The sequence below is a fragment of the Kocuria sp. CPCC 205260 genome (assembly GCF_040981045.1).
Classification (GTDB): Bacteria; Actinomycetota; Actinomycetes; order Actinomycetales; family Micrococcaceae; genus Kocuria; species Kocuria palustris.
Genome location: NZ_JAVKPT010000001.1, coordinates 158,821 through 181,068, shown reverse-complemented (window position 1 = coordinate 181,068; position 22,248 = coordinate 158,821). Strand labels below are relative to the sequence as shown.

Below are 22,248 nucleotides of genomic sequence, written 5' to 3'. Positions count from 1 at the left end.
CACGACGACCACGACCAGAAGGAAGTCCCACGTGCTGCGCACTCATCGACTCGGCGAGCTGAACGCCGAGCTCATCGGAGAGACCGTCACCCTGACCGGCTGGGTGGACCGTCGTCGCGACCACGGCGGCGTCGCCTTCCTGGATCTGCGCGACGCCTCCGGCGTGGCCCAGGTGGTCGTGCGCGATGAGAAGGACTTCCACCCGCTGCGCAACGAGTTCGTGCTGCAGATCCAGGGCACCGTCGAGCGCCGCCCGGAGGGCAACGAGAACCCGAACCTGCCCTCGGGCGAGATCGAGGTCATCGCCGAGACCGTCACCGTGCTCAACACCGCGGCCCCGCTGCCGTTCCAGATCGACGAGCACGTGGAGGTCGGCGAGGAGGCTCGCCTCAAGTACCGCTACCTGGACCTGCGCCGCCCGGAGCCGGCCCGCATCATGCGGCTGCGCTCGGAGGCCTCGCGCGTGGTGCGCGAGCTGCTGCACCAGCAGGACTACCTGGAGGTCGAGACGCCCACGCTGACCCGCTCCACCCCGGAGGGCGCCCGCGACTTCCTGGTGCCGGCGCGCCTGGCCCCGGGCTCCTGGTACGCCCTGCCGCAGTCGCCGCAGCTGTTCAAGCAGCTGCTGCAGGTCGGCGGTCTCGAGCGCTACTTCCAGATCGCGCGCTGCTACCGCGACGAGGACTTCCGCGCCGACCGCCAGCCCGAGTTCACGCAGCTGGACATCGAGGCCTCGTTCGTCGAGCAGGACGACGTGATCGAGCTCGGCGAGGCCATCGTCAAGGCGCTCTGGTCGCTGATCGACGTGGAGGTCCCCACCCCCATCCGCCGCATGACCTACGCCGAGGCCATGGAGAAGTACGGCTCGGACAAGCCCGATCTGCGCTTCGGCCTGGAGCTCACCGAGCTGACCGAGTACTTCAAGGACACCCCGTTCCGCGTGTTCCAGGCCCCGTACGTGGGTGCCGTGGTCATGCCCGGCGGCGCCTCCCAGCCCCGACGCACGCTGGATGCCTGGCAGGAGTGGGCCAAGCAGCGCGGTGCCAAGGGCCTGGCCTACATCCTCTACAAGGAGGACGGCGAGTTCTCGGGTCCGGTGGCCAAGAACATCACCGACGAGGAGAAGGCCGGCCTGGCCCAGGCCACCGGCGCGCAGCCGGGCGACTGCATCTTCTTCGCCGCGGGCGAGGCCAAGCCCTCTCGCGCCCTGCTGGGTGCTGCGCGCGTGGAGATCGGGCACCGCACCGGGCTGATCGACCCGAACGACTGGGCCTTCGTGTGGGTCGTCGACGCCCCCATGTTCGAGCCGGCCTCCGACGCCGTGGCCTCCGGCGACGTCGCCGTGGGCTCCGGGGCGTGGACCGCCGTGCACCACGCGTTCACCTCCCCGCGCCCGGAGTACCTGGACACGTTCGACGAGAACCCCGGCGAGGCCCTGGCCTACGCCTACGACATCGTGCTCAACGGCACCGAGCTCGGCGGCGGCTCGATCCGCATCCACCAGCGCGACGTCCAGGACCGGGTCTTCCGCGTCATGGGGCTGTCCGAGGAGGAGGCCCAGGAGAAGTTCGGCTTCCTGCTGGACGCCTTCTCCTTCGGCGCGCCCCCTCACGGCGGCATCGCCCTGGGCTGGGACCGCGTGATCGCCCTGCTGGCAGGAGCGGACTCCATCCGCGAGGTCATCGCCTTCCCCAAGACCGGCAACGGCTACGACCCGCTGACGGCCGCGCCCGCGCCCATCACCGCGCAGCAGCGCAAGGAGGCGGGCGTGGACGCCAAGCCCGAGCCGCAGGCGAAGAAGGCGGCCGCTGCGGAGGACGTCCGCGAGGATCAGGGCGAGCAGCCCTCGGCGCCGACCGAGGGCTGAGCGGGTCCGCCCGCCGCGCCAGGACCACCACGACAGGAGCCGAGCATGGCCCAGCAGGACATCATCCTGATCCACGGCACGTGGGGCAGCGGCGAAGGCTGGGGCCCGTTCGCCGATGAGCTGTGCGGGCTCGGGCTGCGCGTGCACACGCCCACGCTGCGCCATCACGGCACGCCGCAGACCCACGACGTGTGGGATCTGGCGCAGAAGGTGCGGGCGCTGAGCCTCACCGACTACGTCGATGACCTGCAGCGCGAGGTCGAGCAGATGGAGACCGCCCCGATCATCCTGGGCCACTCGCTCGGAGGGCTGCTCGCTCAGCTGCTGGCTGCCCGGGTGCCGAACGCCGGTGTCGTGCTGCTGTCCCCGGCGCCCAGCCGGGGCATGTTCGCGCTCTACCCGTCGATGCTGCGGCTGTGGGGGCCCCATGCGTTCACCTGGCTGCTCAGCCGACCCATGTGGCCGGTGTCGCTGGAGACCTTCGACAGGCGGATCGCCAACGTCCATGACCGTCAGGACAACGCGCAACGTCATCGCGCGCATTGCGCAGAGTCGGGACGGGCCTACCGGGAGATGAGCCTGTGGTTCCTCGATCGGGCGCGCGCCTCGGCAGTGGATCCGGCGGATATCCAGAGCCCGGTGCTGGTGGTGGGCGGCACGGAGGACCGCTGCGTGGCCCCGGGCATCGCCAAGGCGACCTCGCGCCGGCTGGGCGACGGCGCGCAGCTGCGCATGATGCGCGGTGCCGATCACGAGATGGCCTCCGGAGAGCACATGCCCGAGACCGTCCGCCTGATCGAGCAGTGGGCCCGGGAGCACCGCCTGGTGCCCAGCAGCTGAGATCGCGGGCGGGCGCAGGATCGTGATGGACTGGGCGTCATGCGAGTCATCCTGCAGCGAGCGCGCGGCGCCTCCGTCACGATTCCCGGTCCCGACGGCCCCCGGACGGTCGGGTCCTTCGACGGCCCCGGCCTGGTGGCCCTCGTGGGCGTGACCCACGGCGACGACGCCGAGACGGCCGCCGCCCTGGCCGAGAAGACGGCCGGTCTGCGGATCATGTCCGATCACGAGCGCAGCGAGATCTCCTGCGCGGATCTGGGTGCTCCGGTGCTGGTGGTCAGCCAGTTCACCCTCTACGGCGACGTCCGCAAGGGCCGGCGTCCGTCGTGGTCCCAGGCGGCCCCGGGCGAGGCCTCGGAGCCGATCGTCGAGGCGTACGCGCAGAAGCTGCGCGAGCTCGGGCTCGAGGTCGCCACCGGCGAGTTCGGGGCGGACATGCAGGTCAGCCTGGTCAATGACGGCCCCGTGACCCTGATCCTGGACTCAGAGCAGCTCGGCCGGCCGCGGCGCGGCTGAGGGGTCTTCCTCCGTGGGCCCCGTCGGCCGTGATCGCGCTGCGAGCCCATGGGCGCGATGGCCGTCGCGCCTGCGGTGTCGGAGGCCGTCCCTAGCCTGAGAGGGTGACGAGCCAGACAGACACCTCGCTGTTCGATCTCGAGCCGGAGCCGGACCCCGATCCGGACCCGGAGTCCGTCGCCGCGCCTTCGCAGAGCCGCGGGGCCGCCCGCTCGGGAGCAGGAGGGCGCCGCTCGCCGTCTCCACTGGCGGTGCGCATGCGCCCGCGCACCCTGGACGAGGTCGTGGGCCAGAAGCACCTGCTGCGCCCCGGCTCGCCGCTGCGCGTGCTGGCCGGCGAGGACACCGGCCCGGCAGGTCCCAGCTCGATCATGCTGTGGGGACCACCCGGAACCGGCAAGACCACGATCGCCCACGTCATCGCCCGCGGGCCGCACCGCAAGTTCGTGGAGCTGTCGGCCATCACCGCCGGCGTGAAGGACGTCCGCCGGGTCATGGACCAGGCGCTCAAGGACCGGGACCTGCACGGGCGCACCACCGTCCTGTTCCTGGACGAGATCCACCGCTTCACCAAGGCCCAGCAGGACGCCCTGCTGCCCGGCGTCGAGCGCGGATGGGTCGTGCTCGTGGCAGCGACCACCGAGAACCCGTCCTTCTCGGTGATCTCCCCGCTGCTGTCCCGGTCGCTGCTGCTGACCCTGCAGCCGCTGGAGCGGCAGGACATCGGGGAGCTGATCGACCGCGCGGTGGACGATCCGCGCGGTCTCGACGGCGCGGTCACCCTGCAGCCGCGGGCGCGCGAGCACCTGCTCGAGCTGTGCGGAGGGGACGCACGCAAGGCCCTGACGGGGCTGGAGGCGGCTGCGGCCGTCGCGCTGTCCGAGGCGGCCGCGCGGGGCTCCGAGCAGCCCGCCGCAGCCGAGGACGACGGCGAGCCGGAGACGGAGGAGGCCGATCCGGAGACGCCCGAGGCCAGTGGAGTCCCGGAGGTGACCGTCGAGCACACCACGGAGGCCATAGACCGGGCAGCGCTGCGCTACGACCGCGACGGCGATCAGCACTATGACGTCATCTCGGCCTTCATCAAGTCGATCCGCGGCTCGGACGTCGATGCCTCGCTGCACTACCTGGCCCGGATGATCGAGGCCGGGGAGGACCCCCGGTTCATCGCCCGGCGGCTGATCATCTCCGCCTCGGAGGACATCGGCACCGCAGATCCCACCGCCCTGCAGACGGCGGTGGCCGTGGCCCAGGCCGTGCAGCTGATCGGCATGCCGGAGGGGCGGATCCCGCTGGCGCAGGCCACGGTCCTGCTGGCCACCGCCCCCAAGTCGAACGCCTCCTACCTGGCGATCGACCAGGCCATCGCCGATGTCCGCGCGGGCAAGGCCGGTCCCGTGCCCCAGCACCTGCGCGATGCCCACTATCCGGGCGCGCAGTCGCTGGGCCACGGACGCGGCTATCAGTACGCCCACGACGCCCCCAACGCCGTGGCCGCTCAGCAGTACCCGCCGGATGAGCTGGTGGGCCGGGACTACTACCTGCCCACCGCCTACGGCCATGACCGAGACCTGCAGCAGCGCACGCGCAAGCTGCGCGGCATCATCCGCGACGGCCCCTGACCGGCGTTGCGCACCACTTGATCCCCAATAATGATTATCGTCACATGGGACGCCGGGTATCGGGCACCGAGCTCGCGCGGACCGCGTGACGGGAGGAGAGGAAGACCCCATGGCGAACAGCACCTTCACCACTGACCGATCTGCGCTGAACCCCGACTCCCGCGCTCGCGCCCTGGAGCAGATGGAGAACGGGCCCGAGCTCGACGTCCTCGTGGTCGGCGGCGGGGTCACCGGCGCCGGCATCGCCCTGGATGCGGCCACCCGCGGCCTGCGGGTGGGGATCGTCGAGGGCCAGGACTGGGCCGGGGCCACGTCGCGCTGGTCCTCCAAGCTGGTCCACGGCGGCCTGCGCTACCTGCAGCAGCTCGACGTCAAGCTCGTCGCGGAGGCGCTGGGGGAGCGCGAGCGGCTGCTGTACACGCTGGCCCCCCACCTGGTGGAGCCCGTCCCGTTCCTCTACCCCCTGCACCGCGGCTGGGAGCGCCCGTACGTGGGCACGGGCATCGGCCTGTACGACACCCTCGCGCATCTGAACTCCAAGGTGACCTCGCTGCCCAAGCGCGAGCACCTGAGCACGGAGGAGGTGCTCGAGCAGTTCCCCGACTTCCGCGAGGACGCCTCCGTCGGGGCCTTCAAGTACTGGGACGCCAAGGTCGACGACGCCCGCCTGGTGCTCACCCTCATCCGCACGGCCGCCGCCAACGGGGCCCTGGCGGCCAACCGCGCGGAGGTCATCGACCTGCTGCGCGAGGACGACGAGTTCCAGGACGGGCAGAACGTCGTGGGCGCGCTGGTGCGGGACAAGGAGACCGGCCGCGAGTTCGCGGTGCGCGCCTCGACCGTCATCTCCGCCACCGGCGTGTGGACGGAGAGCCTGCAGGAGCTCAGCGGAGCGGATGCGGGACTGAAGGTGCTGGCCTCCAAGGGCATCCACATCGTGGTGCCGCGCGAGCGGATCCGCGGCGACGTCGGGCTGATCCTGCAGACGGAGAAGTCCGTGCTGTTCGTGATCCCGTGGGCGCATCACTGGATCATCGGCACCACCGACACCCCCTACGAGCAGTCCCTGGACACCCCCGCGGCCACCGGGGCGGACATCGACTACGTGATCGAGCACGCGAACCAGGTGCTCGCGGATCCGCTGACCCGCGACGACGTCATCGGCGTCTACGCCGGTCTGCGCCCGCTGCTGCAGCCGGTGACCCGCGACGGCCAGGAGACCGCCTCCACCAAGGTCTCGCGCGAGCACACGGTGATGGAGCCGGTGCCGGGGCTCGTGAGCATCGCCGGCGGCAAGCTGACCACCTACCGCATCATGGCCCAGGACGCGGTGGACCTGGCCCTGGGCGAGGAGGAGGCGCAGAAGCGCCCCTCGATCACGGACCGCACGCTGCTCCACGGCGCCGACGGCGTCTTCGGGCTGCGCGCGCGGATCCCGCTGCTGCTCGAGGAGCTGCGCGCCGGCTCCCAGGACCCGGAGATCTGGACCGAGCAGCGCCTGAACGACCTGATCGCCCGGTACGGCTCGGACCTGCATGCCGTGCTGGCGCTGATCCAGGAGGACCCGTCCCTGGAGCGGCCTCTGGAGGGCGCACCGGTCCACCTGCGCGCCGAGATCGTCCACGCCTGCCGGGCCGAGGGCGCACTGCACCTCGAGGACCTTCTGGACACCCGCACCCGCCTCACCTATTCCGCACCCCATCACGGCGATGCCGCCGTCGATGAGATCGCGGATCTGGCCGCGGCCGAGCTCGGCTGGGACGGACAGCGCCGCGATCGGGAGGTCGAGGCCTACCGCTCCCGCAGCGCCGCCGAGGACGCCGCGGCACGGACCGAGGACGACCCGGCGGCCGAGCACGCTCGCGAGTCCGCCGAACCGGTCGTGGAGGGGCTGCGCGTGCGCACCGTCCACGGCGACGACCAGCAGGGGGCGTCCGACCGCGACGCCGACACGATCGGAGACTGATCCATGATGGGCATCCACGGGCAGGCACTGCTGCCCCAGGCGCAGGAGACCGCCGAGATCGGCCTCGGCCAGGTCTTCTTCTCGGAGATGGTCGGCACAGCGGTGCTGATCATCCTGGGCGGAGGCGTGGTGGCCAACGTCCTGCTGCCCCGGACCAAGGGCCACGACGGCGGCTGGCTCCTGATCAGCTTCGGCTGGGGGCTGGGCGTCTTCGCCGGCGTCTACCTGGCCTGGGCCTCGGGGGCGCACCTGAACCCCGCCGTGACCATGGGGATGCTCGTCTCCGGCGCCGAGGAGTACGCCCCCGGCGTGGCCGTCAGCGCGGCCTCCACGGCGGTCTACTTCGCGTCCACGATCCTGGGCGCGTTCCTGGGAGCGGTCCTCGTCTGGCTGGCCTACAAGAAGCACTACGACGCAGCCGATGACCCCGGCGCCATCCTCGGCACGTTCTCCACCGGCCCGGAGATCCGCTCCGCCCCGTGGAACGTGATCACCGAGGTCATCGCCACCTTCGTCCTGGTGGCTGTGATCCTCGTCTTCGGCGAGACCCCCTCCGAGCTCGGCCCGCTGGCCGTGGCCTTGCTCGTGGTCGGCATCGGCGCGAGCATCGGCGGGCCCACCGGCTACGCCATCAACCCCGCCCGCGATCTCGGTCCGCGCATCGCCCACGCCGTGCTGCCCATCCCGGGCAAGGGGGGCTCCGACTGGTCCTACGCCTGGGTCCCGATCGCCGGGCCCCTGATCGGCGCCGTCCTGGCCGGGCTGCTCGTGCGCGCCATGGTCTGACCCGCTCGCCCCGGGGCCCATGCCCCGTCCCGACCCATCCGCAGGCCACCGAACACGGCCCACTCACCAGCGGTCCCCGAGGGGACCCGAGCCCAGGAGACGACGATGTCCCAGAGCAGCAAGAAGGCAGAAGCCGAGACCAAGGACGAGCGCAGGCGCAGCAGCGGCTCGGCCAAGAAGGCGGCCAGGGGCACCAGCCCCAAGCCGAAGAGGGCGGCATCGTCGGCCTCCGCGAAGTCCTCGGCGAAGGGGTCTTCCAGCAAGGGGCAGGATCCGGAGAAGACCCACGTCATCTCGATCGACCAGGGCACCACGAGCACACGGGCGGTCGTCTACGACCAGAAGGGCCGGGCCGTCTCCTCGGCCCAGCTGGAGCACAAGCAGATCTTCCCGCGCGCCGGGTGGGTCGAGCACGATGCCAAGGAGATCTGGCGCAACGTCCGCAAGGTCGTCGGCGATGCCCTGGCCGATGCCGACATCTCCTCCGACCAGATCGCCGGTGTGGGCATCACCAACCAGCGCGAGACCACGGTGGTGTGGGAGAAGGAGACCGGCAAGCCGATCCACAACGCGATCGTCTGGCAGGACACCCGCACGCAGAAGGCCGTGGACGATCTGGCCGACCAGCACGGCGAGGAGCTGTTCCGGGAGCGCACCGGCCTGCCCCTGGCCAGCTACTTCGCCGGGCCCAAGATGGCCTGGATCCTCGATGAGGTGAAGGGCGCCCGCAAGCGCGCCGAGAAGGGCGAGCTGCTCGCGGGCACGATCGACTCGTGGCTCGTGTGGAACATGACCGGCGGCAAACCGGATTCGGTGCACATCACCGATGTCACGAACGCCTCGCGCACGCTGCTGATGAACATCGACACCCTCGACTGGAACGAGGACCTCTGCAAGAAGGTCGGCGTGCCGGTGAAGATGCTCCCGGAGATCCGCTCCTCGCTCGAGGTCTACGGCGAGGTCCGTCGCCGGGGCCTGCTGCACGGCGTGCCGATCGCGGGCATCCTGGGGGACCAGCAGGCGGCCACGTTCGGGCAGGCCGTGTTCGAGCCCGGGATGATCAAGAACACCTACGGCACGGGCAACTTCGTGCTCATGAACACCGGCACGGAGCTCACGCGCTCGGACAACGGGCTGATCACCACGGTGGCCTACCAGATGGAGGACCAGAAGCCCGTCTACGCCCTCGAGGGCTCGATCGCGGTGACCGGCTCGCTCGTGCAGTGGCTGCGCGACAACCTGGGCCTGATCTCTTCGGCCTCCGAGACCGAGAAGCTGGCCGCGGACGTCGAGGACAACGGCGGGGCGTACATCGTGCCGGCGTTCTCGGGCCTGTTCGCCCCGCATTGGCGCCCGGACGCCCGCGGCGTGATCGTGGGCCTGACCCGCTACGTGGACAAGCGCCACATCGCCCGGGCCGCTCTGGAAGCGGCGGCCTTCCAGTCGCGCGACGTGGTGCTCACCATGGACACCGACGCCGACGCTGCGCCGAAGGAGATCCGCGTGGACGGCGGCATGAGCGCCAACGACCTGCTGATGCAGTTCCAGGCCGACCTGCTGAACACCACAGTGATCCGGCCCAAGAACATCGAGACCACCGCGCTGGGCGCTGCCTACGCGGCCGGCATCACCGTCGGGTTCTGGGACGGCATCGACGACGTCGCCGCCGCCTGGGAGGAGGACAAGCGCTGGGAGCCCACCATGGAGAAGAAGGAGCGCGAGCGCCTGGCCCGCAACTGGGACAAGGCCGTGGAGCGCACCCTGGGCTGGATGGACGACGACGTCCTGTGATCTCCAGCTCCTCCTGACCTGCCGGCTCGGGCGTCCCCGTTCGGGGGCGCCCGAGCTGATAAGGTGGCCCGTCGGCCGGCAAGGCCCTGCCTCGCGCACCTCGGACGTGTCCCAACCGCACGGACCCGGGAGCTCGAGCAGGTGACCTGCAGCGTGAGGGGATTGCGGCTGATCCCCAGCTCTCCGCACGGAAAGATGCCGTGACGGAGGCCGTGCCGAACAGAATGCACTGCGGATCGCAGCACTGCTGTGCCGGATCCGCAGCGCCCGCATGAAAGGGGACCATCGTGTCCAACAACGCCAATCGCGCGCGCCGCCAGGTGCGCAAGTCGCGTGCCCTCGGCATCGCGCTGACGCCGAAGGCCGAGAAGTACTTCGAGCGCCGTCCGTACGGTCCGGGCGAGCACGGCCGTGCCCGTCGCAAGCAGGATTCGGACTACAAGGTCCGCCTGCTCGAGAAGCAGCGTCTGCGCGCGCAGTACAACATCCGCGAGAAGCAGATGCACCGCGCCTACGTCGAGGCCAAGCGCCGCGAGGGCCGTACGGGTACGAACCTGCTGACCCTGCTCGAGTCCCGTCTCGATGCCCTGGTCCTGCGTGCCGGCTTCGCCCGCACCATGGCCCAGGCCCGTCAGCTCGTCGTGCACCGCCACATCATGGTCGACGGCCAGCGAGTCGATCGCCCGTCGTTCATGGTCAAGCCCGGCCAGATGATCCACGTGCACTCGCGCTCGGAGAAGATGGCTCCGTTCCAGGTCGCCGCCACCGGCGCGCACCAGGATGTCCTCCCGGACACCCCGGCCTACCTGGACGTCGCGATCGACAAGCTGCAGGCGACCTTCACCCGCCTGCCGGAGCGCTCGGAGATCCCCGTGACCTGCGAAGAGCAGCTCGTGGTCGAGTACTACGCCCGCATGGCCTGATCCAGGCCTGCACCCGGTCTGCCGCTCTTGCGGCCGTCCGGTCGGCGGAAGGGCCCGCACCGTCCTCGGACGGTGCGGGCCCTTCGTCATGTCCGTCCCGGTCAGCCGCGCAGCGGCTCACCAGGACGGAGGCGATCTTCAGTGCTTGTGCGGCGTGCGGCTCACGGCGCTGGCGGCATTGACGATCCCGGAGCCGTAGAACCCGTTGAACTCCGCGGTGCCCTCGCACGGCGCCGTGTAGGAGGCATCGCGCCCGGGATAGGAGACCACCGGGGCGTCACAGGCCTTCTCGTGGGCGGAGAGCTCGAGCAGCTTCTCGGTGCGGTGCGGCTGCAGCTTCACCCCGCCGAGCTGGCGATCGGGCTGGCCCTGGGAGCCGATGATCAGCGCGGCGACTCCGGTGGCGTGCGGGGCGGCCATGGAGGTGCCCTGCATGTGCTCGTAGTAGGCGCACTGTCCGGCGGCGTCGCACTCGCTGACGATGAACGGGTCCGTGGACTCGCCCTTCTCATCCAGCACGCCCATCTCCCGGACCACGACGGCCGGGACGGCCGCCAGGATCATGTTCCCGGGCTGGCGCCCGCGCGGGGTGCCGTCGTAGTCGCGGAAGTACCCGCCCGGGGCGGCGACCGTGGTCTGCTCGGTGCCGTAGTTGGAGTAGTCCGCCTTGATCCCCGACGGCCCCACGGCGGAGACGCTCAGCACGCCGTCGCCCTCGGTCGGGATGTCCAGGCAGGAGTTGTCGATCGTGCGCTCACGGACCTGGCCCTCGGGGAAGTCCGGGCTCGAGTCGTCCACCTGCGGGTTGCCCAGGTCCATGTGGGAGTTGCCCATGGCGGCGATCAGCGTCACCCCGTGGGTCTTCGCGTAGCGCAGCGCCCGATTGGTGGCCTCGATCGTGAGCCGCTGCTGCGCCTGCTCCTCGGGGCTGTCGGCCGGGTTGGCCGTGCAGTTGAAGGCCCAGGGATCGATGTAGTAGCTCATGTTGACCACGTCCACGCCCGCGGTGGGGGCATAGGTCAGGGCCTCGAGCGTCGGCTCCAGGAAGAAGTAGCCGCTGTCCTGGCCCACGCGCAGGTTCACGATCTCTGCGCCCGGGGCCACGCCCTCGATGCCCAGACCGTTGACGGGGGAGGCGATCGTGGAGGCCACGTGGGTGCCGTGACCGCCCTCGTCCACGGTGCTGCCGTCCTCGCAGGAGCCGTCGGGATCCTCGGCGCAGGCGCCGTCGATCTCCGGGATGTCGGTGGTGAAGTTGCGGGAGAGGCCCGTGTTGAGGTTGGGGGCGATGTCCGGGTGCGTGCCGTCCACTCCGGTGTCCATGACGCCGACCCGCACGCCCTTGCCGGTCTGGGTGCGGTGGGCCTGGTCGGCATCGATCATGTCGAGGTTCCACTGCCGGCTGCGCAGGGGGTCATCGGCGGTCGTGGGCTCGGGGCGCTTCTTCGCCTGTCCCGGCGGCACCCGTCGGTTCTTGGGGTCGGCCTTCACCGCCGGGCGGTCGGCACGGGCGCGCTCGACCTCGTCCGTGTCCTTGCGCCGCTGCTGCGCCTGGGCATCCGGGGTGTAGCCGATGACTTGGTCGTCCATGGTGCCGGCGATGGCGGCGGAGGATTCCAGGCGCTCGTCCAGATCTGAGGGGCCATTGACCGTGAACAGGCCGATCGCGTCATTGCGCTCGGCGACCTCGCCGCCGGCCGCTTCGATCGCTGCGACGGCCTGAGCGGCGCTGACGCCCTCTGCGGCGAGCACGAGCTGGCGCTGCTCGCCCGTCTCGGCGGCGGGTGCGGCGTAGGCGGGCAGCAGCCCGCCGGAGGACGTCAGGGCCATGGCCGAGGTGGCGATGAGTGCCGCGACGGCGCGGGAGCGACGGCGGCTGCGGACGGGCGTCGGCGTCTGGGCGCCGCCGCGCGGCGCGCGGGAGGGTGTGGTGCGGTGCATGGATTGCCCTTGATCCGAGAGCTGAACACCGGTTCTCCGGTGTGGTGCCGCTCACAGTACACACTTGTATGCGCTGGTCACGGAGGGGGCGGCGCGTCATCGGACGGAAGGGTGCTGGGGCGTGTCTTCAGCGGACGCCACGAAGTCCTCATCACAGCTGGCCGCGACGATCGTGACCTTTTGGTTACAGTTGGACCCGCACTGCACGCCCTGCCGCCGACTTCCGTCCGTCGTCGGGACGTGCGGCCCAGGGCAGGTTCTCCCGATCTCTGCCGCCGCCGAGCAAGGAGCACTCCAATCACATGACCGGAGGAGACATCGCCGGGCTCATCGCCGCCGGCGTGTTCGCAGTGCTCGTCGCTCTGCTGGCGGTCCCGATCGTCAAGCTGGGCCGCGTCTTCGATGAGCTGCGGATCCTGATCCGCGACCTCAACGACGAGACCGAGCCGCTGCTCGAGGAGGTCACGCGCACGGTCGCCACGACCAACTCGCAGCTCGAGAAGGTCGATGTCATCACCGACAGCGTCTCGGACGCCTCGGCCAGTATGTCGGCCATGACCTCCCTGGTGGCCTCGACCGTGGGCCAGCCCATCATCAAGACGGCCGCGTTCTCCTCCGGGGTGCGCCGGGCCTTCAGCGGCGATGCCGTGCGGGCCCGTCGTGAGGAGCGCCGCAGGGCCCGCGAGGCCGAGCATGCCGCCCGCCCGGGTGCCGCCGAGGACCTCGATCGCACCGAGACGGCACCGACCGATCACGCCGGCTCCTTCCCGCGCGACGAGCAGTCCGTGCCGAGACGCACGGCCCCCGCTCATGGGATGCCCGTGAGCGAGCAGGGCGGCGCCTGGTGGGAGGGCACGGAGTGGGATACGGATTCGCCCTCCGACAGCCCCGAGACGGGCGCCTCATCCGCGCAGCGGCCTCAGGGTGAGAGCATGTCCGGGGAGTCCGTCGAGCGCAGCTCAGCACGGCGCGATCCCGACCAGGCCGACCAGCCCGAGCGCCGAGACGCGGAAGGACCCCACGCATGAGCGCATTGACCAGGCTCGCCGTTCTGGCGGCCGGCGCCGCCGTGGGCGCAGGCGCCGGTCGGGCCGTCGGCAGCGACCGCGGTCGTCGGGCGCTCGCCCAGGCTGTCGAGCGCGGGCGCGGCGCCGTCGAGCCGGCGGATCAGGGCCTCGAGGTGCCCGTGCGGGAGAACCGGCTGGGCACACGCGTGCTGCGCGTAGTCCAGGACATCCGCGCGGGCATGGACCAGGCCGAGACCGAGCTGCGGGATCAGCTCGGCGGCTCCGGTGCAGGAAGCCGCCGCGAGGCTGCGGCGGAGCGGCTGAGCGGGCGCGCTGCAGCTGAGCTCCAGCCCGGGCCCCGGGCAGACGAGCAGACGATCATCGAGCACGACGACCACGCGACTGTCGAGAGCTCCCGCGGCGGGTCCTGATCCGCGACGCACGGATCGGCTCCTGCCGATTCCCCCCACAGACCGACACGATTCCAGAGGACCAAGAGGACGACATGCTGACCCACGAGATCACCGAGCGCTGGCTGAGCTTCTTCGAGAAGAAGGGACACACGGTCGTGCCGTCGGCGTCCCTGGTCTCGACCGCGCCCGGTTCGATGTTCACCATCGCGGGCATGGTCCCCTTCATCCCGTACTTCCTGGGCCAGGAGCAGGCGCCGTACGACCGCGCGACCTCCGTCCAGAAGTGCATCCGCACGCTCGACATCGACGAGGTGGGCAAGACCGCCCGCCACGGCACGTTCTTCCAGATGGCGGGCAACTTCTCCTTCGGCGACTACTTCAAGGAGAAGGCCATCCCGTTCGCCTGGGAGCTGCTGACCAGCTCCGTGGAGGACGGCGGCTTCGGGCTGGATCCCGAGCGGCTGTGGATCACGATCTACGAGCACGACGAGGAGTCCTACGCGCTGTGGCGCGAGACCGTGGGCGTGCCGGATGAGCGCATCCAGCGCATGCCCAAGGAGGAGAACTTCTGGGACACCGGCCAGCCGGGCCCGGCCGGTCCCGACTCCGAGATCTTCTACGACCGCGGCCCCCGCTACGGCAAGGAGGGCGGCCCCGCCGCGGATGACGACCGCTACATCGAGATCTGGAACCTCGTGTTCATGCAGTACCAGCGCGGCGAGGGCAGCGGCAAGGACTACGAGATCCTGGGGGAACTGCCCAAGAAGAACATCGACACCGGCATGGGCGTCGAGCGCATGGCCATGCTGCTGCAGGGCGTGGAGAACTTCTACGAGACCGACCAGGTCCGTCCCGTCCTGGACGCCGCCGAGAAGCTCTCCGGCCGCAAGTACCGCGGCTCCGAGAACCCCGGGGACGAGGGCTACGAGGACGACGTCCGCATGCGCGTGGTCGCCGATCACGTGCGCTCCTCGCTGATGCTCATCGGCGACGGCGTGGTGCCCGGCAACGAGGGCCGCGGCTACATCCTGCGCCGCCTGCTGCGCCGCGCGATCCGCGCCATGCGCCTGCTGGGCGTGACCGAGCCCTGCCTGCCGACTCTGCTGCCGGCCTCCTCCGAGGTCATGGGCAAGGTCTACTCGGTGGTCAAGGACGACTTCGAGCGCATCTCCCGGATCGCCTACGCCGAGGAGAAGGCGTTCCTGAAGACGATCGAGTCCGGCACGGCTCGCCTGGACCAGGCGGTCTCCGCGGCCAAGGCCCAGGGCGGGTCGGTCGGCGGTGCCGATGTCTTCGCCCTGCACGACACCTACGGCTTCCCGATCGACCTGACCCTCGAGATGGCCGCCGAGGCCGGTGTCGCGGTCGACGAGACGGCCTTCCGCTCCCTGATGGAGGAGCAGCGCCAGCGCGCCCGCGCGGATGCCAAGGCCAAGAAGGGCGGCTTCGAGGACCTCTCGGTGCTGCGCGCCCTGCAGGAGCAGCGCGGCTCGATCTTCACCGGCTACGACGAGTTCTCCACCGCGACCACGATCCGCGCCCTGCTCGTGGACGGGCAGACGGCTCCGGCCGCCTCCGAGGGCCAGGAGGTCGAGGTCGTGCTCGAGACGACCCCGTTCTACGCCGAGTCCGGCGGCCAGGCCGCAGATACGGGCACGATCTCCGGCGACGGCTTCGTGATCCGGGTCGCGGACGTCCAGCAGCCCGTCAAGGGCCTGTCGGTCCACCGCGGCAAGGTCGTCTCCGGCGAGGTCGCCGTGGGCTCCGAGGTCACGGCCGCGATCGACGTCCGCCGCCGCCGCGACGGCGAGATGGCGCACTCGGCCACGCACATCGTCCACGCGGCGCTGCACGAGGTGCTCAGCCCCGAGGCTGTCCAGCGCGGCTCCTTCAACAAGGAGGGCTACCTGCGCTTCGACTTCAGCTGGGGCGAGGGCCTGACCACGGCGCAGAAGCAGGAGGTCGAGGGCCTGGCCAACGCCGTGATCCACGACGACCACGAGGTCTTCACCCGTGAGATGCCGCTCGATGAGGCCCGCGCCCTGGGCGCCATGAGCCTGTTCGGCGAGAAGTACGGCGACGTCGTGCGCGTGGTCGAGATGAACGGCGAGTGGTCGCGCGAGCTGTGCGGCGGCACGCACGTCGATGACACCGCGCAGATCGGCTCGCTGTCGCTGATCTCGGAGGGCTCCGTGGGCTCGGGCAACCGGCGCGTGGAGGCCCTGGTGGGCCTGAACTCGTTCAACCACCTGGCCGCCGAGCGCACGCTCGTCAGCCAGCTGACCGACATGCTCAAGGTGCAGTCCTCGCAGGAGCTGCCCGAGCGCCTCCAGTCGACCCTGGACAAGCTCAAGGAGACGGAGCGCCAGCTCGGCGAGCTGCGCCGCGAGAAGCTGCAGGCCCAGGCGGGCTCGCTGCTGGATCAGGCACAGCAGATCGGCTCGCTGACGGTGCTGGCCCACGACATGGGCGAGGTCTCCGGAGCGGACGACCTGCGCGCACTGGCCCTGGACCTGCGCGGGCGCCTGAATGATCGTGCCGCCGTCGTGGCCGTGACCGGTGCCTCCAACGGGCGTCCGCTCGTGCTCGTGGCCACCACCGAGGCCGCCCGCGCGGCCGGAGCCAAGGCCGGGGCGCTCGTGCGCACCGCCGCAGGCGTGCTCGGCGGCGGCGGAGGCGGCAAGGACGACCTCGCCCAGGGCGGCGGCCAGGACCCCGCCCGCACCGGGGCTGCGCTCGAGGCCATCCAGGCCGAGCTGCGCACCGGAGCAGGGGCCTGAGGCCTTGGCCATGTCCTCCGAACAGCTCAGCGCGCAGGCGCCGACGGCCATCCGGCCGGGTCGGCGCCTGGGCGTCGACGTCGGCACCGTGCGCGTGGGCGTGGCCCTGTCCGACCCCGACAGCATCCTGGCCACCCCGCTGACCACGCTCGAGCGGGACCGCCGCAAGGGCTTCGACATCAAGCTCGCGGCCAACCTGGTCCACGAGCACGAGGTTGTCGAGGTCGTCGTCGGGCTGCCGCTGGCCATGTCCGGCGGGCACACCGACTCCACGCGCGCGGCGATCGCCTGGGCCCAGGGGCTGCAGCGGCGCCTGGCGGCCAAGGGCTGGTCGGTGCCCGTGCGCATGCTCGACGAGCGCTGGAGCTCCGCCGAATCCCATCGCGCCCTGCTCCAAGCGGGCGTGTCCCGACGCGAGCATCGGGACAAGGTGGACCGCCAGGCGGCGGTCACCATCCTCGAGGCCGCACTGTCCATGATCCATCGTTCCGGCGGGCTGGCCGGAGTGGAGGTTTCCCCCGCTGACGGAGCCGACGCCGGCTCCGGAGCACACCAGACCACGGTCGCCTCCGCGGAGACGACCGCCCATCCGGAGGGAGACCTGTCGTGAGCGACCAGGACCCGCGCACTGACGCGCACACCGAGGACTCGGCCGGCACCAGCGGGGGGCCGCGGCGCGAATCGCGCGAGATCGCGGGGGCCTTCGAGGCCGAGAACCGATCGCCGGAAGAGCTGCGTCGGCTGACCCAGAAGCACAACATGTCGCTGCTGGGGGCCATCGCGCTGTTCACCGTGGCCGTGGTGCTCACCGTGACCGTGCTGGGCTCCACCTTCGGGTGGTTCGAGCGCCACGACTACCGCGGCGAGGGCCAGGACCCTGTGACCTTCACCGTCCAGGAGGGCGCGACCGTCGATCAGATCGCGGTCACTCTGGAGGAGGAGGACATCGTCGCCGACGGCGAGCGCTTCGTGGAGGTCTTCAACGAGGGCCATGCGGGCGACTTCGTGCAGCCGGGGGAGTACGAGCTCAATCGCCAGATGAGCTCGGAGGCCGCCGTCTCGAGGCTGATGCAGGAGGAGGAGGCGACCGACTACGCCGCCGTCCCGCGCACGGTCCGCATGGACGAGACGTTCCAGATCCTCTCCGAGTCCACCGGGCACTCGGTGCAGGACTTCGAGGACGCTGCCGAGGATCCCACGCAGTACGGCATCTCGGACGAGTTCCCCACGATCGAGGGCTACCTGCACCCGGGCGAGTACCGCTTCCCGCTGGATGCCACCCCGGAGGAGATCCTCCAGGAGATGGTCGACTCCACGAACAGCGCGCTCGAGGACGCAGGCGTGGCCGAGGAGGACGAGTTCGAGATCCTCACCGTGGCTTCGATCGTCGAGTTCGAGGGCGTGCCGGACATCTACGACGACGTCGCGGGAGCGATCTACAACCGCCTGGACAACCCGGACGCCGGAACCGGCGGGCTCATCCAGTCGGACGCCTCGGTGGCCTACGGCCTGGGCGAGACGACCGTCCACATCTCCGAGGAGGAGAAGGAGGACAAGTCGAACGAGTACAACACGTACGCCAACCCGGGCCTGCCCGTGGGCCCGATCGGCTCGCCGAGCACCGAGGCCATCGACGCGGCGGCCAACCCGGCGGAGAACGACTACTACTACTGGGTCACGGTCAACCTCGACACCGGTGAGACGAAGTTCGCCTCCACGCTCGAGGAGCACGCGGAGAACGTCGACGAGTACCAGCAGTGGTGCTCCGAGAACGAGGACAAGTGCCAGTGAGCACTGCCCACGCGGGGGTGGCCGGCCATCCGATCGGCCACTCCCTGTCGCCTCGGCTGCACGAGGCCGCCTACCGGGTGCTGGGGGAGGCGATCGACTATCGGGCCTACGACCTCGAGGAGGGCGAGCTCACCGGGCAGATCGCGCTGCTGCGCCAGGATCCGGCCTGGCAGGGGATGTCGGTGACCATGCCCCTGAAGTCGGAGGCCGCCGAGCTGGCCGACGAGCTGAGCGATCAGGCGGCGGCCATCGGCACGGTCAACACGCTGCGCCCGCGCTCCGACGGCTCCCTGCTGGGGCACAACTCAGACGTCGCCGGGATCGCTGCGTCGCTGCGGGCGGCCGGCGCGGTTCCGGAGGGTGCGCGGGCCTCGGTGCTCGGCGGCGGCGGGACGGCCACGGCGGCCCTGGCCGCCCTGCAGCAGCTGGGTGCCGAGGAGATCGAGCTGTGGGTCCGCTCGCCACAGCGCGCCGGGCGCGCGGTCGAGGCCGCTGAGCGCCTCGGGCTGCCGCTGCGGATCCGGGACTGGGACGCCGCGGCGGAGCATCTGGCCGGATCGGATCTGGTGGTCTCGACCCTGCCGCCGCACGGCGCCGATGACCTGGCCGCGCAGCTGGCCTCGGTGCCCGGGCGCAGCACCGGTGGAACCCTGCTGGATGCCGCCTACGACCCCTGGCCCTCGGCGCTGGCGCGGGCATGGCAGCGGGCAGGGGGCACGGTGGTCCCCGGGCTGGATATGCTCGTGCTGCAGGCACTGGATCAGATCCGGCTGTTCACCGGTCGCTCGATCGACCAGACCCTGCCCCAGGAGCACGCGGTGATCCGCGCCCTGTGCACCGCCGCCGGGCGGCCCGAGCTGGCCGAGGCGGTCCTGCGCAGCTCCTGAGCCCCTTCGGGGCACGGGCTGCGCTCGGCACGAACGCCGAGGAATCACCCACATGCTCCCGCGACCGCGCGAGGAGCCCAGGACGAAGAGAGGCTGAACATGCTGCGCTGGCTGAGTGCTGGTGAGTCCCACGGAGAAGCCCTCGTGGGCATCATCGAGGGCGTTCCCGCCGGGGTCAGCCTGACCTCGGCCGACATCCAGGCCGCGCTGGCCCGACGCCGCCTCGGCTACGGCCGCGGCGCGCGCATGAAGTTCGAGCAGGACCGCGTGCGGCTGCTGGGCGGCGTGCGACACGGCCTGACCCAGGGCGGTCCGGTGGCGATCGAGATCGCCAACACCGAGTGGCCCAAGTGGGAGACGGTCATGTCCGCCGATCCCGTGGACCCTGCGCTGCTCGAGGGCCGCGCCCGCAATGCCGCGCTCACCCGCCCGCGTCCCGGTCACGCCGACTTCACCGGCATGCAGAAGTACGGCCACGACGAGGCCCGTCCGGTGCTCGAGCGCGCCTCTGCCCGGGAGACCGCCACGCGCGTGGCCCTGGGCGCCGTGGCCGCTGCGATCCTCGAGGCCCTGGGCGTCGGCCTGGTCTCGCACACGACCGCTGTGGGCGGCGTCGAATCCCCGATCGAGGCGGCGCGCCCGGTGCCCGGCGACGTCGAGGCCCTGGACGCCGATCCGCTGCGCTGCCACGACGCCGAGACCTCGGCGAAGATGGTCGAGGCCGTCGACGCCGCGCACAAGGACGGCGAGACCCTCGGCGGCGTCGTCGAGGTCCTGGCCTACGGACTGGCTCCGGGCCTGGGCTCCTACGTGCACTGGGACCGCCGCCTGGACTCGCGCCTGGCCGGTGCGCTGATGGGCATCCAGGCGATCAAGGGCGTGGAGGTCGGCGACGGCTTCCTCACCGCCGCGCGTCCCGGCACGCAGGCCCACGACGAGATCATGATCGGCGATGACGGCCGCGTGCACCGCGTCTCCAACCGCGCGGGCGGCATCGAGGGCGGCATGTCCATCGGAGACGTCCTGCGCGTGCGGGCTGCCATGAAGCCCATCGCGACCGTCCCCAAGGCGCTGCGCACCGTGGACATCGCCACGCGCGATGCCTCCCGGGCCCACCACCAGCGCTCGGACGTCTGCGCCGTGCCGGCCGCCGGCGTGGTGGCCGAGGCCATGGTCGCGCTCGTGCTCGCGGAGGCCGCGCTCGAGAAGTTCGGCGGCGACTCGATCGCCGAGACCGTGCGCAACAAGGACGCCTACCTGGCCGCCATCCCGGAGGCGCTGCGCTCGAGCGGCGAGCTCGGCGCGTTCGAGGGCACGGAGGGGCCTGCGCCGGAGCGCAACGCGTGAGCCGACGTCGTCCTCCCGCGGCCCCGGATCCGCAGGCGGATCTGGGGCCCTCCCAGGGCCCGATCGTGCTGATCGGGCCCATGGCTGCGGGCAAATCGCACCTGGCCAAGTACATGGCCCGGCGCTACGGCTACGGCTACGCCGACTCGGACTCGCTGATCGTGCAGCGCCACGGGCAGATACCGCAGCTGTTCGAGGCCCGGGGCGAGGACGAGTTCCGCAGGATCGAGGCGGAGACCATCGCCGAGCTGCTGGAGGACGAGTCGCTGGACGACTCGATCCTCTCGCTGGGCGGCGGCGCTCCCATGACGGCCTCGGTCGAGGCCCTGCTGCAGCACCAGATGGTCGCCTACCTGGAGATCGACGAGCGCTCCGTGCGCCGCCGGCTGCGTCGGGCGGGCAACCGCCCCATGCTCAAGGGAGACCCCGTGCAGCGCTGGCGCGATCTGATGGCGCAGCGCCGGGACACCTACGAGGCCCTGGCGGACATCCGCCTGGACGCCAGCGGCAACCGCCCGATCTCCAGGATCGCCGAGGACCTGCACGAGGAGATCCAGGCCCTGCGCCGCCAGGCCGCCGGCTGAGTCCATCGAGACAGACCACCGCACGAACCGCTCGTGACGCGCCTCGTCGCGCGGAGCGCACAGCGAAGGAGAGCCATGACCACCACACGCATCCCCGTGACCGGCTCGCGCCCCGAGGACGAGTACGAGGTCCTCGTGGGCAGAGGCCTGATGGGCCACCTGGCCGAGATCCTGGGCAGCCGAGTCCAGAAGGTGCTCGTCATCCACCCGCAGGCCCTCGAGGCCAACGGCCAGGTGGTCGTCGAGCAGCTGCAGGGGGAGGGCTACCAGGCCTTCCAGGCCGTGATCCCGGATGCCGAGGAGGGCAAGCGCCTGGAGGTCGCGGGCTTCTGCTGGCAGGCTCTGGGCCAGGCCGACTTCACCCGCACCGACGCCATCGTCTCGGTCGGGGGCGGAGCGGTGAGCGATCTGGCCGGCTTCGTGGCCGCGACCTGGCTGCGCGGCATCCGCGTGGTGCACGTGCCCACGACCTTCCTGGGCATGGTCGATGCCGCGGTGGGCGGCAAGACCGGGATCAACACCTCCGAGGGCAAGAACCTCGTGGGCTCGTTCCATCCGCCGGCCGGCGTGCTGTGCGACCTCGACGTGCTGTCCACCCTGCCGCGCAACGAGCTGCTCACGGGCATGGCCGAGACGGTCAAGTGCGGGTTCATCGCCGATGAGCGGATCCTCGAGCTGATCGAGCAGCAGCTGGAGGAGGCCACCGACCCGGCCTCACCCGTGCTGCGCGAGCTCGTGGAGCGCACCATCCGGGTCAAGGCGGGCGTCGTCTCCGGGGACCTGCGGGAGGCGGGGGAGCGCGAGATGCTCAACTACGGCCACACCCTGGGGCATGCGATCGAGCAGAACGAGCGCTACCAGTGGCGCCACGGCGCCGCCGTCTCGGTCGGCATGATGTTCGCCGCCGAGCTGGGCCGCACCAACGGCACGCTCTCGGACGAGGTCGTGGAGCGCCACCGCAGCATCCTGGAGTCCCTGGGGCTGCCGGTCGCCTACCGCTTCGACCAGTGGCCCAAGCTGCTGGAGGTCATGAAGCGGGACAAGAAGACCCGCGGCGGCCTGCTGCGCTTCGTGGTGCTGGACGGCATCGCCCGTCCCCGCATCATGGAGGTTCCCGACCCGTCGATCCTCTACGCGGTGTACCAGGAGGTCGCGGTCTGAGGCCCCCGACAGGCGCCGCCCCCGGG

The 22,248-nt window shown here is 71.1% G+C and carries 17 protein-coding genes and 1 pseudogene; 17 read left to right on the top strand and 1 reads right to left on the bottom strand.

Annotation, left to right across the window (positions count from 1 at the left end):
• Nucleotides 1–31 precede the first annotated feature (31 nt).
• From aspS to rpsD, 8 genes are all read left to right on the top strand, one after another.
• Nucleotides 32–1,867 carry an aspartate--tRNA ligase gene (gene aspS, locus RF645_RS00745; protein ID WP_053447311.1) on the top strand — a complete coding sequence of 612 codons (1,836 nt, stop codon included), beginning with the start codon at nucleotides 32–34 and terminating at the stop codon, nucleotides 1,865–1,867.
• A 45-nt stretch (nucleotides 1,868–1,912) separates the two neighbouring features.
• Nucleotides 1,913–2,707 carry an alpha/beta hydrolase gene (locus RF645_RS00740; RefSeq protein ID WP_368818387.1) on the top strand — a complete coding sequence of 265 codons (795 nt, stop codon included), beginning with the start codon at nucleotides 1,913–1,915 and terminating at the stop codon, nucleotides 2,705–2,707.
• A gap of 39 nt (nucleotides 2,708–2,746) precedes the next feature.
• Nucleotides 2,747–3,223, top strand: a complete 477-nt coding sequence (gene dtd, locus RF645_RS00735; protein ID WP_368818386.1) for a D-aminoacyl-tRNA deacylase — start codon at nucleotides 2,747–2,749, stop codon at nucleotides 3,221–3,223.
• A gap of 104 nt (nucleotides 3,224–3,327) precedes the next feature.
• Nucleotides 3,328–4,845, top strand: coding sequence for a replication-associated recombination protein A (locus tag RF645_RS00730; RefSeq protein WP_368818385.1), 1,518 nt, complete (start codon nucleotides 3,328–3,330; stop codon nucleotides 4,843–4,845).
• A gap of 109 nt (nucleotides 4,846–4,954) precedes the next feature.
• Entirely contained in the window at nucleotides 4,955–6,811 is a 1,857-nt protein-coding gene (locus RF645_RS00725; protein ID WP_368818384.1) for a glycerol-3-phosphate dehydrogenase/oxidase, read from the top strand.
• 3 nt (nucleotides 6,812–6,814) lie between these two features.
• The gene (locus tag RF645_RS00720) at nucleotides 6,815–7,597 is read left to right on the top strand and encodes an MIP/aquaporin family protein (protein WP_278855503.1); all 783 of its coding nucleotides are present in this window, start codon (nucleotides 6,815–6,817) and stop codon (nucleotides 7,595–7,597) included.
• A 105-nt stretch (nucleotides 7,598–7,702) separates the two neighbouring features.
• A complete protein-coding gene (glpK, locus tag RF645_RS00715; RefSeq protein WP_368818383.1) occupies nucleotides 7,703–9,388 on the top strand; it encodes a glycerol kinase GlpK in 1,686 nt (561 codons plus the stop codon).
• 287 nt (nucleotides 9,389–9,675) lie between these two features.
• Nucleotides 9,676–10,311: a 30S ribosomal protein S4 gene (gene rpsD / locus RF645_RS00710; RefSeq protein ID WP_006213290.1), complete on the top strand. Its 636-nt coding sequence runs from the start codon at nucleotides 9,676–9,678 to the stop codon at nucleotides 10,309–10,311.
• A 138-nt stretch (nucleotides 10,312–10,449) separates the two neighbouring features.
• Here the strand turns inward: rpsD and RF645_RS00705 are convergent, their stop codons facing one another.
• Nucleotides 10,450–12,252 (bottom strand): S8 family serine peptidase, encoded by a 1,803-nt coding sequence (locus RF645_RS00705; RefSeq protein ID WP_368818382.1) that lies wholly within the window; start codon nucleotides 12,250–12,252, stop codon nucleotides 10,450–10,452.
• A gap of 302 nt (nucleotides 12,253–12,554) precedes the next feature.
• On the opposite strand from RF645_RS00705, the pseudogene RF645_RS00700 reads away from it, so the two are divergent.
• From RF645_RS00700 to aroB, 9 genes and pseudogenes are all read left to right on the top strand, one after another.
• Nucleotides 12,555–12,896, top strand: a pseudogene (locus tag RF645_RS00700) (DUF948 domain-containing protein); the annotation flags it as partial.
• 380 nt (nucleotides 12,897–13,276) lie between these two features.
• Nucleotides 13,277–13,690 carry a hypothetical protein gene (locus RF645_RS00695; protein ID WP_153005635.1) on the top strand — a complete coding sequence of 138 codons (414 nt, stop codon included), beginning with the start codon at nucleotides 13,277–13,279 and terminating at the stop codon, nucleotides 13,688–13,690.
• Nucleotides 13,691–13,764: 74 nt separating this feature from the next.
• Nucleotides 13,765–16,452, top strand: coding sequence for an alanine--tRNA ligase (gene alaS, locus RF645_RS00690; protein WP_285729720.1), 2,688 nt, complete (start codon nucleotides 13,765–13,767; stop codon nucleotides 16,450–16,452).
• Between the two features lie 10 nt (nucleotides 16,453–16,462).
• A complete protein-coding gene (gene ruvX, locus RF645_RS00685; RefSeq protein WP_285729722.1) occupies nucleotides 16,463–17,062 on the top strand; it encodes a Holliday junction resolvase RuvX in 600 nt (199 codons plus the stop codon).
• Complete coding sequence (gene mltG, locus RF645_RS00680; RefSeq protein WP_285729724.1) at nucleotides 17,059–18,243, top strand: endolytic transglycosylase MltG; 1,185 nt, start codon at nucleotides 17,059–17,061, stop codon at nucleotides 18,241–18,243. Before ruvX ends, mltG begins: the two co-directional genes overlap by 4 nt.
• Nucleotides 18,240–19,130 (top strand): shikimate dehydrogenase, encoded by an 891-nt coding sequence (locus tag RF645_RS00675; RefSeq protein WP_368818381.1) that lies wholly within the window; start codon nucleotides 18,240–18,242, stop codon nucleotides 19,128–19,130. Before mltG ends, RF645_RS00675 begins: the two co-directional genes overlap by 4 nt.
• A gap of 99 nt (nucleotides 19,131–19,229) precedes the next feature.
• Nucleotides 19,230–20,477, top strand: coding sequence for a chorismate synthase (gene aroC / locus RF645_RS00670; RefSeq protein ID WP_285729726.1), 1,248 nt, complete (start codon nucleotides 19,230–19,232; stop codon nucleotides 20,475–20,477).
• Nucleotides 20,474–21,061, top strand: coding sequence for a shikimate kinase (locus RF645_RS00665; RefSeq protein ID WP_206390138.1), 588 nt, complete (start codon nucleotides 20,474–20,476; stop codon nucleotides 21,059–21,061). The genes aroC and RF645_RS00665 overlap by 4 nt, the downstream gene beginning before the upstream one ends.
• A gap of 75 nt (nucleotides 21,062–21,136) precedes the next feature.
• Nucleotides 21,137–22,222 (top strand): 3-dehydroquinate synthase, encoded by a 1,086-nt coding sequence (aroB, locus tag RF645_RS00660; RefSeq protein WP_006213280.1) that lies wholly within the window; start codon nucleotides 21,137–21,139, stop codon nucleotides 22,220–22,222.
• The last annotated feature ends 26 nt before the right edge of the window (nucleotides 22,223–22,248 follow it).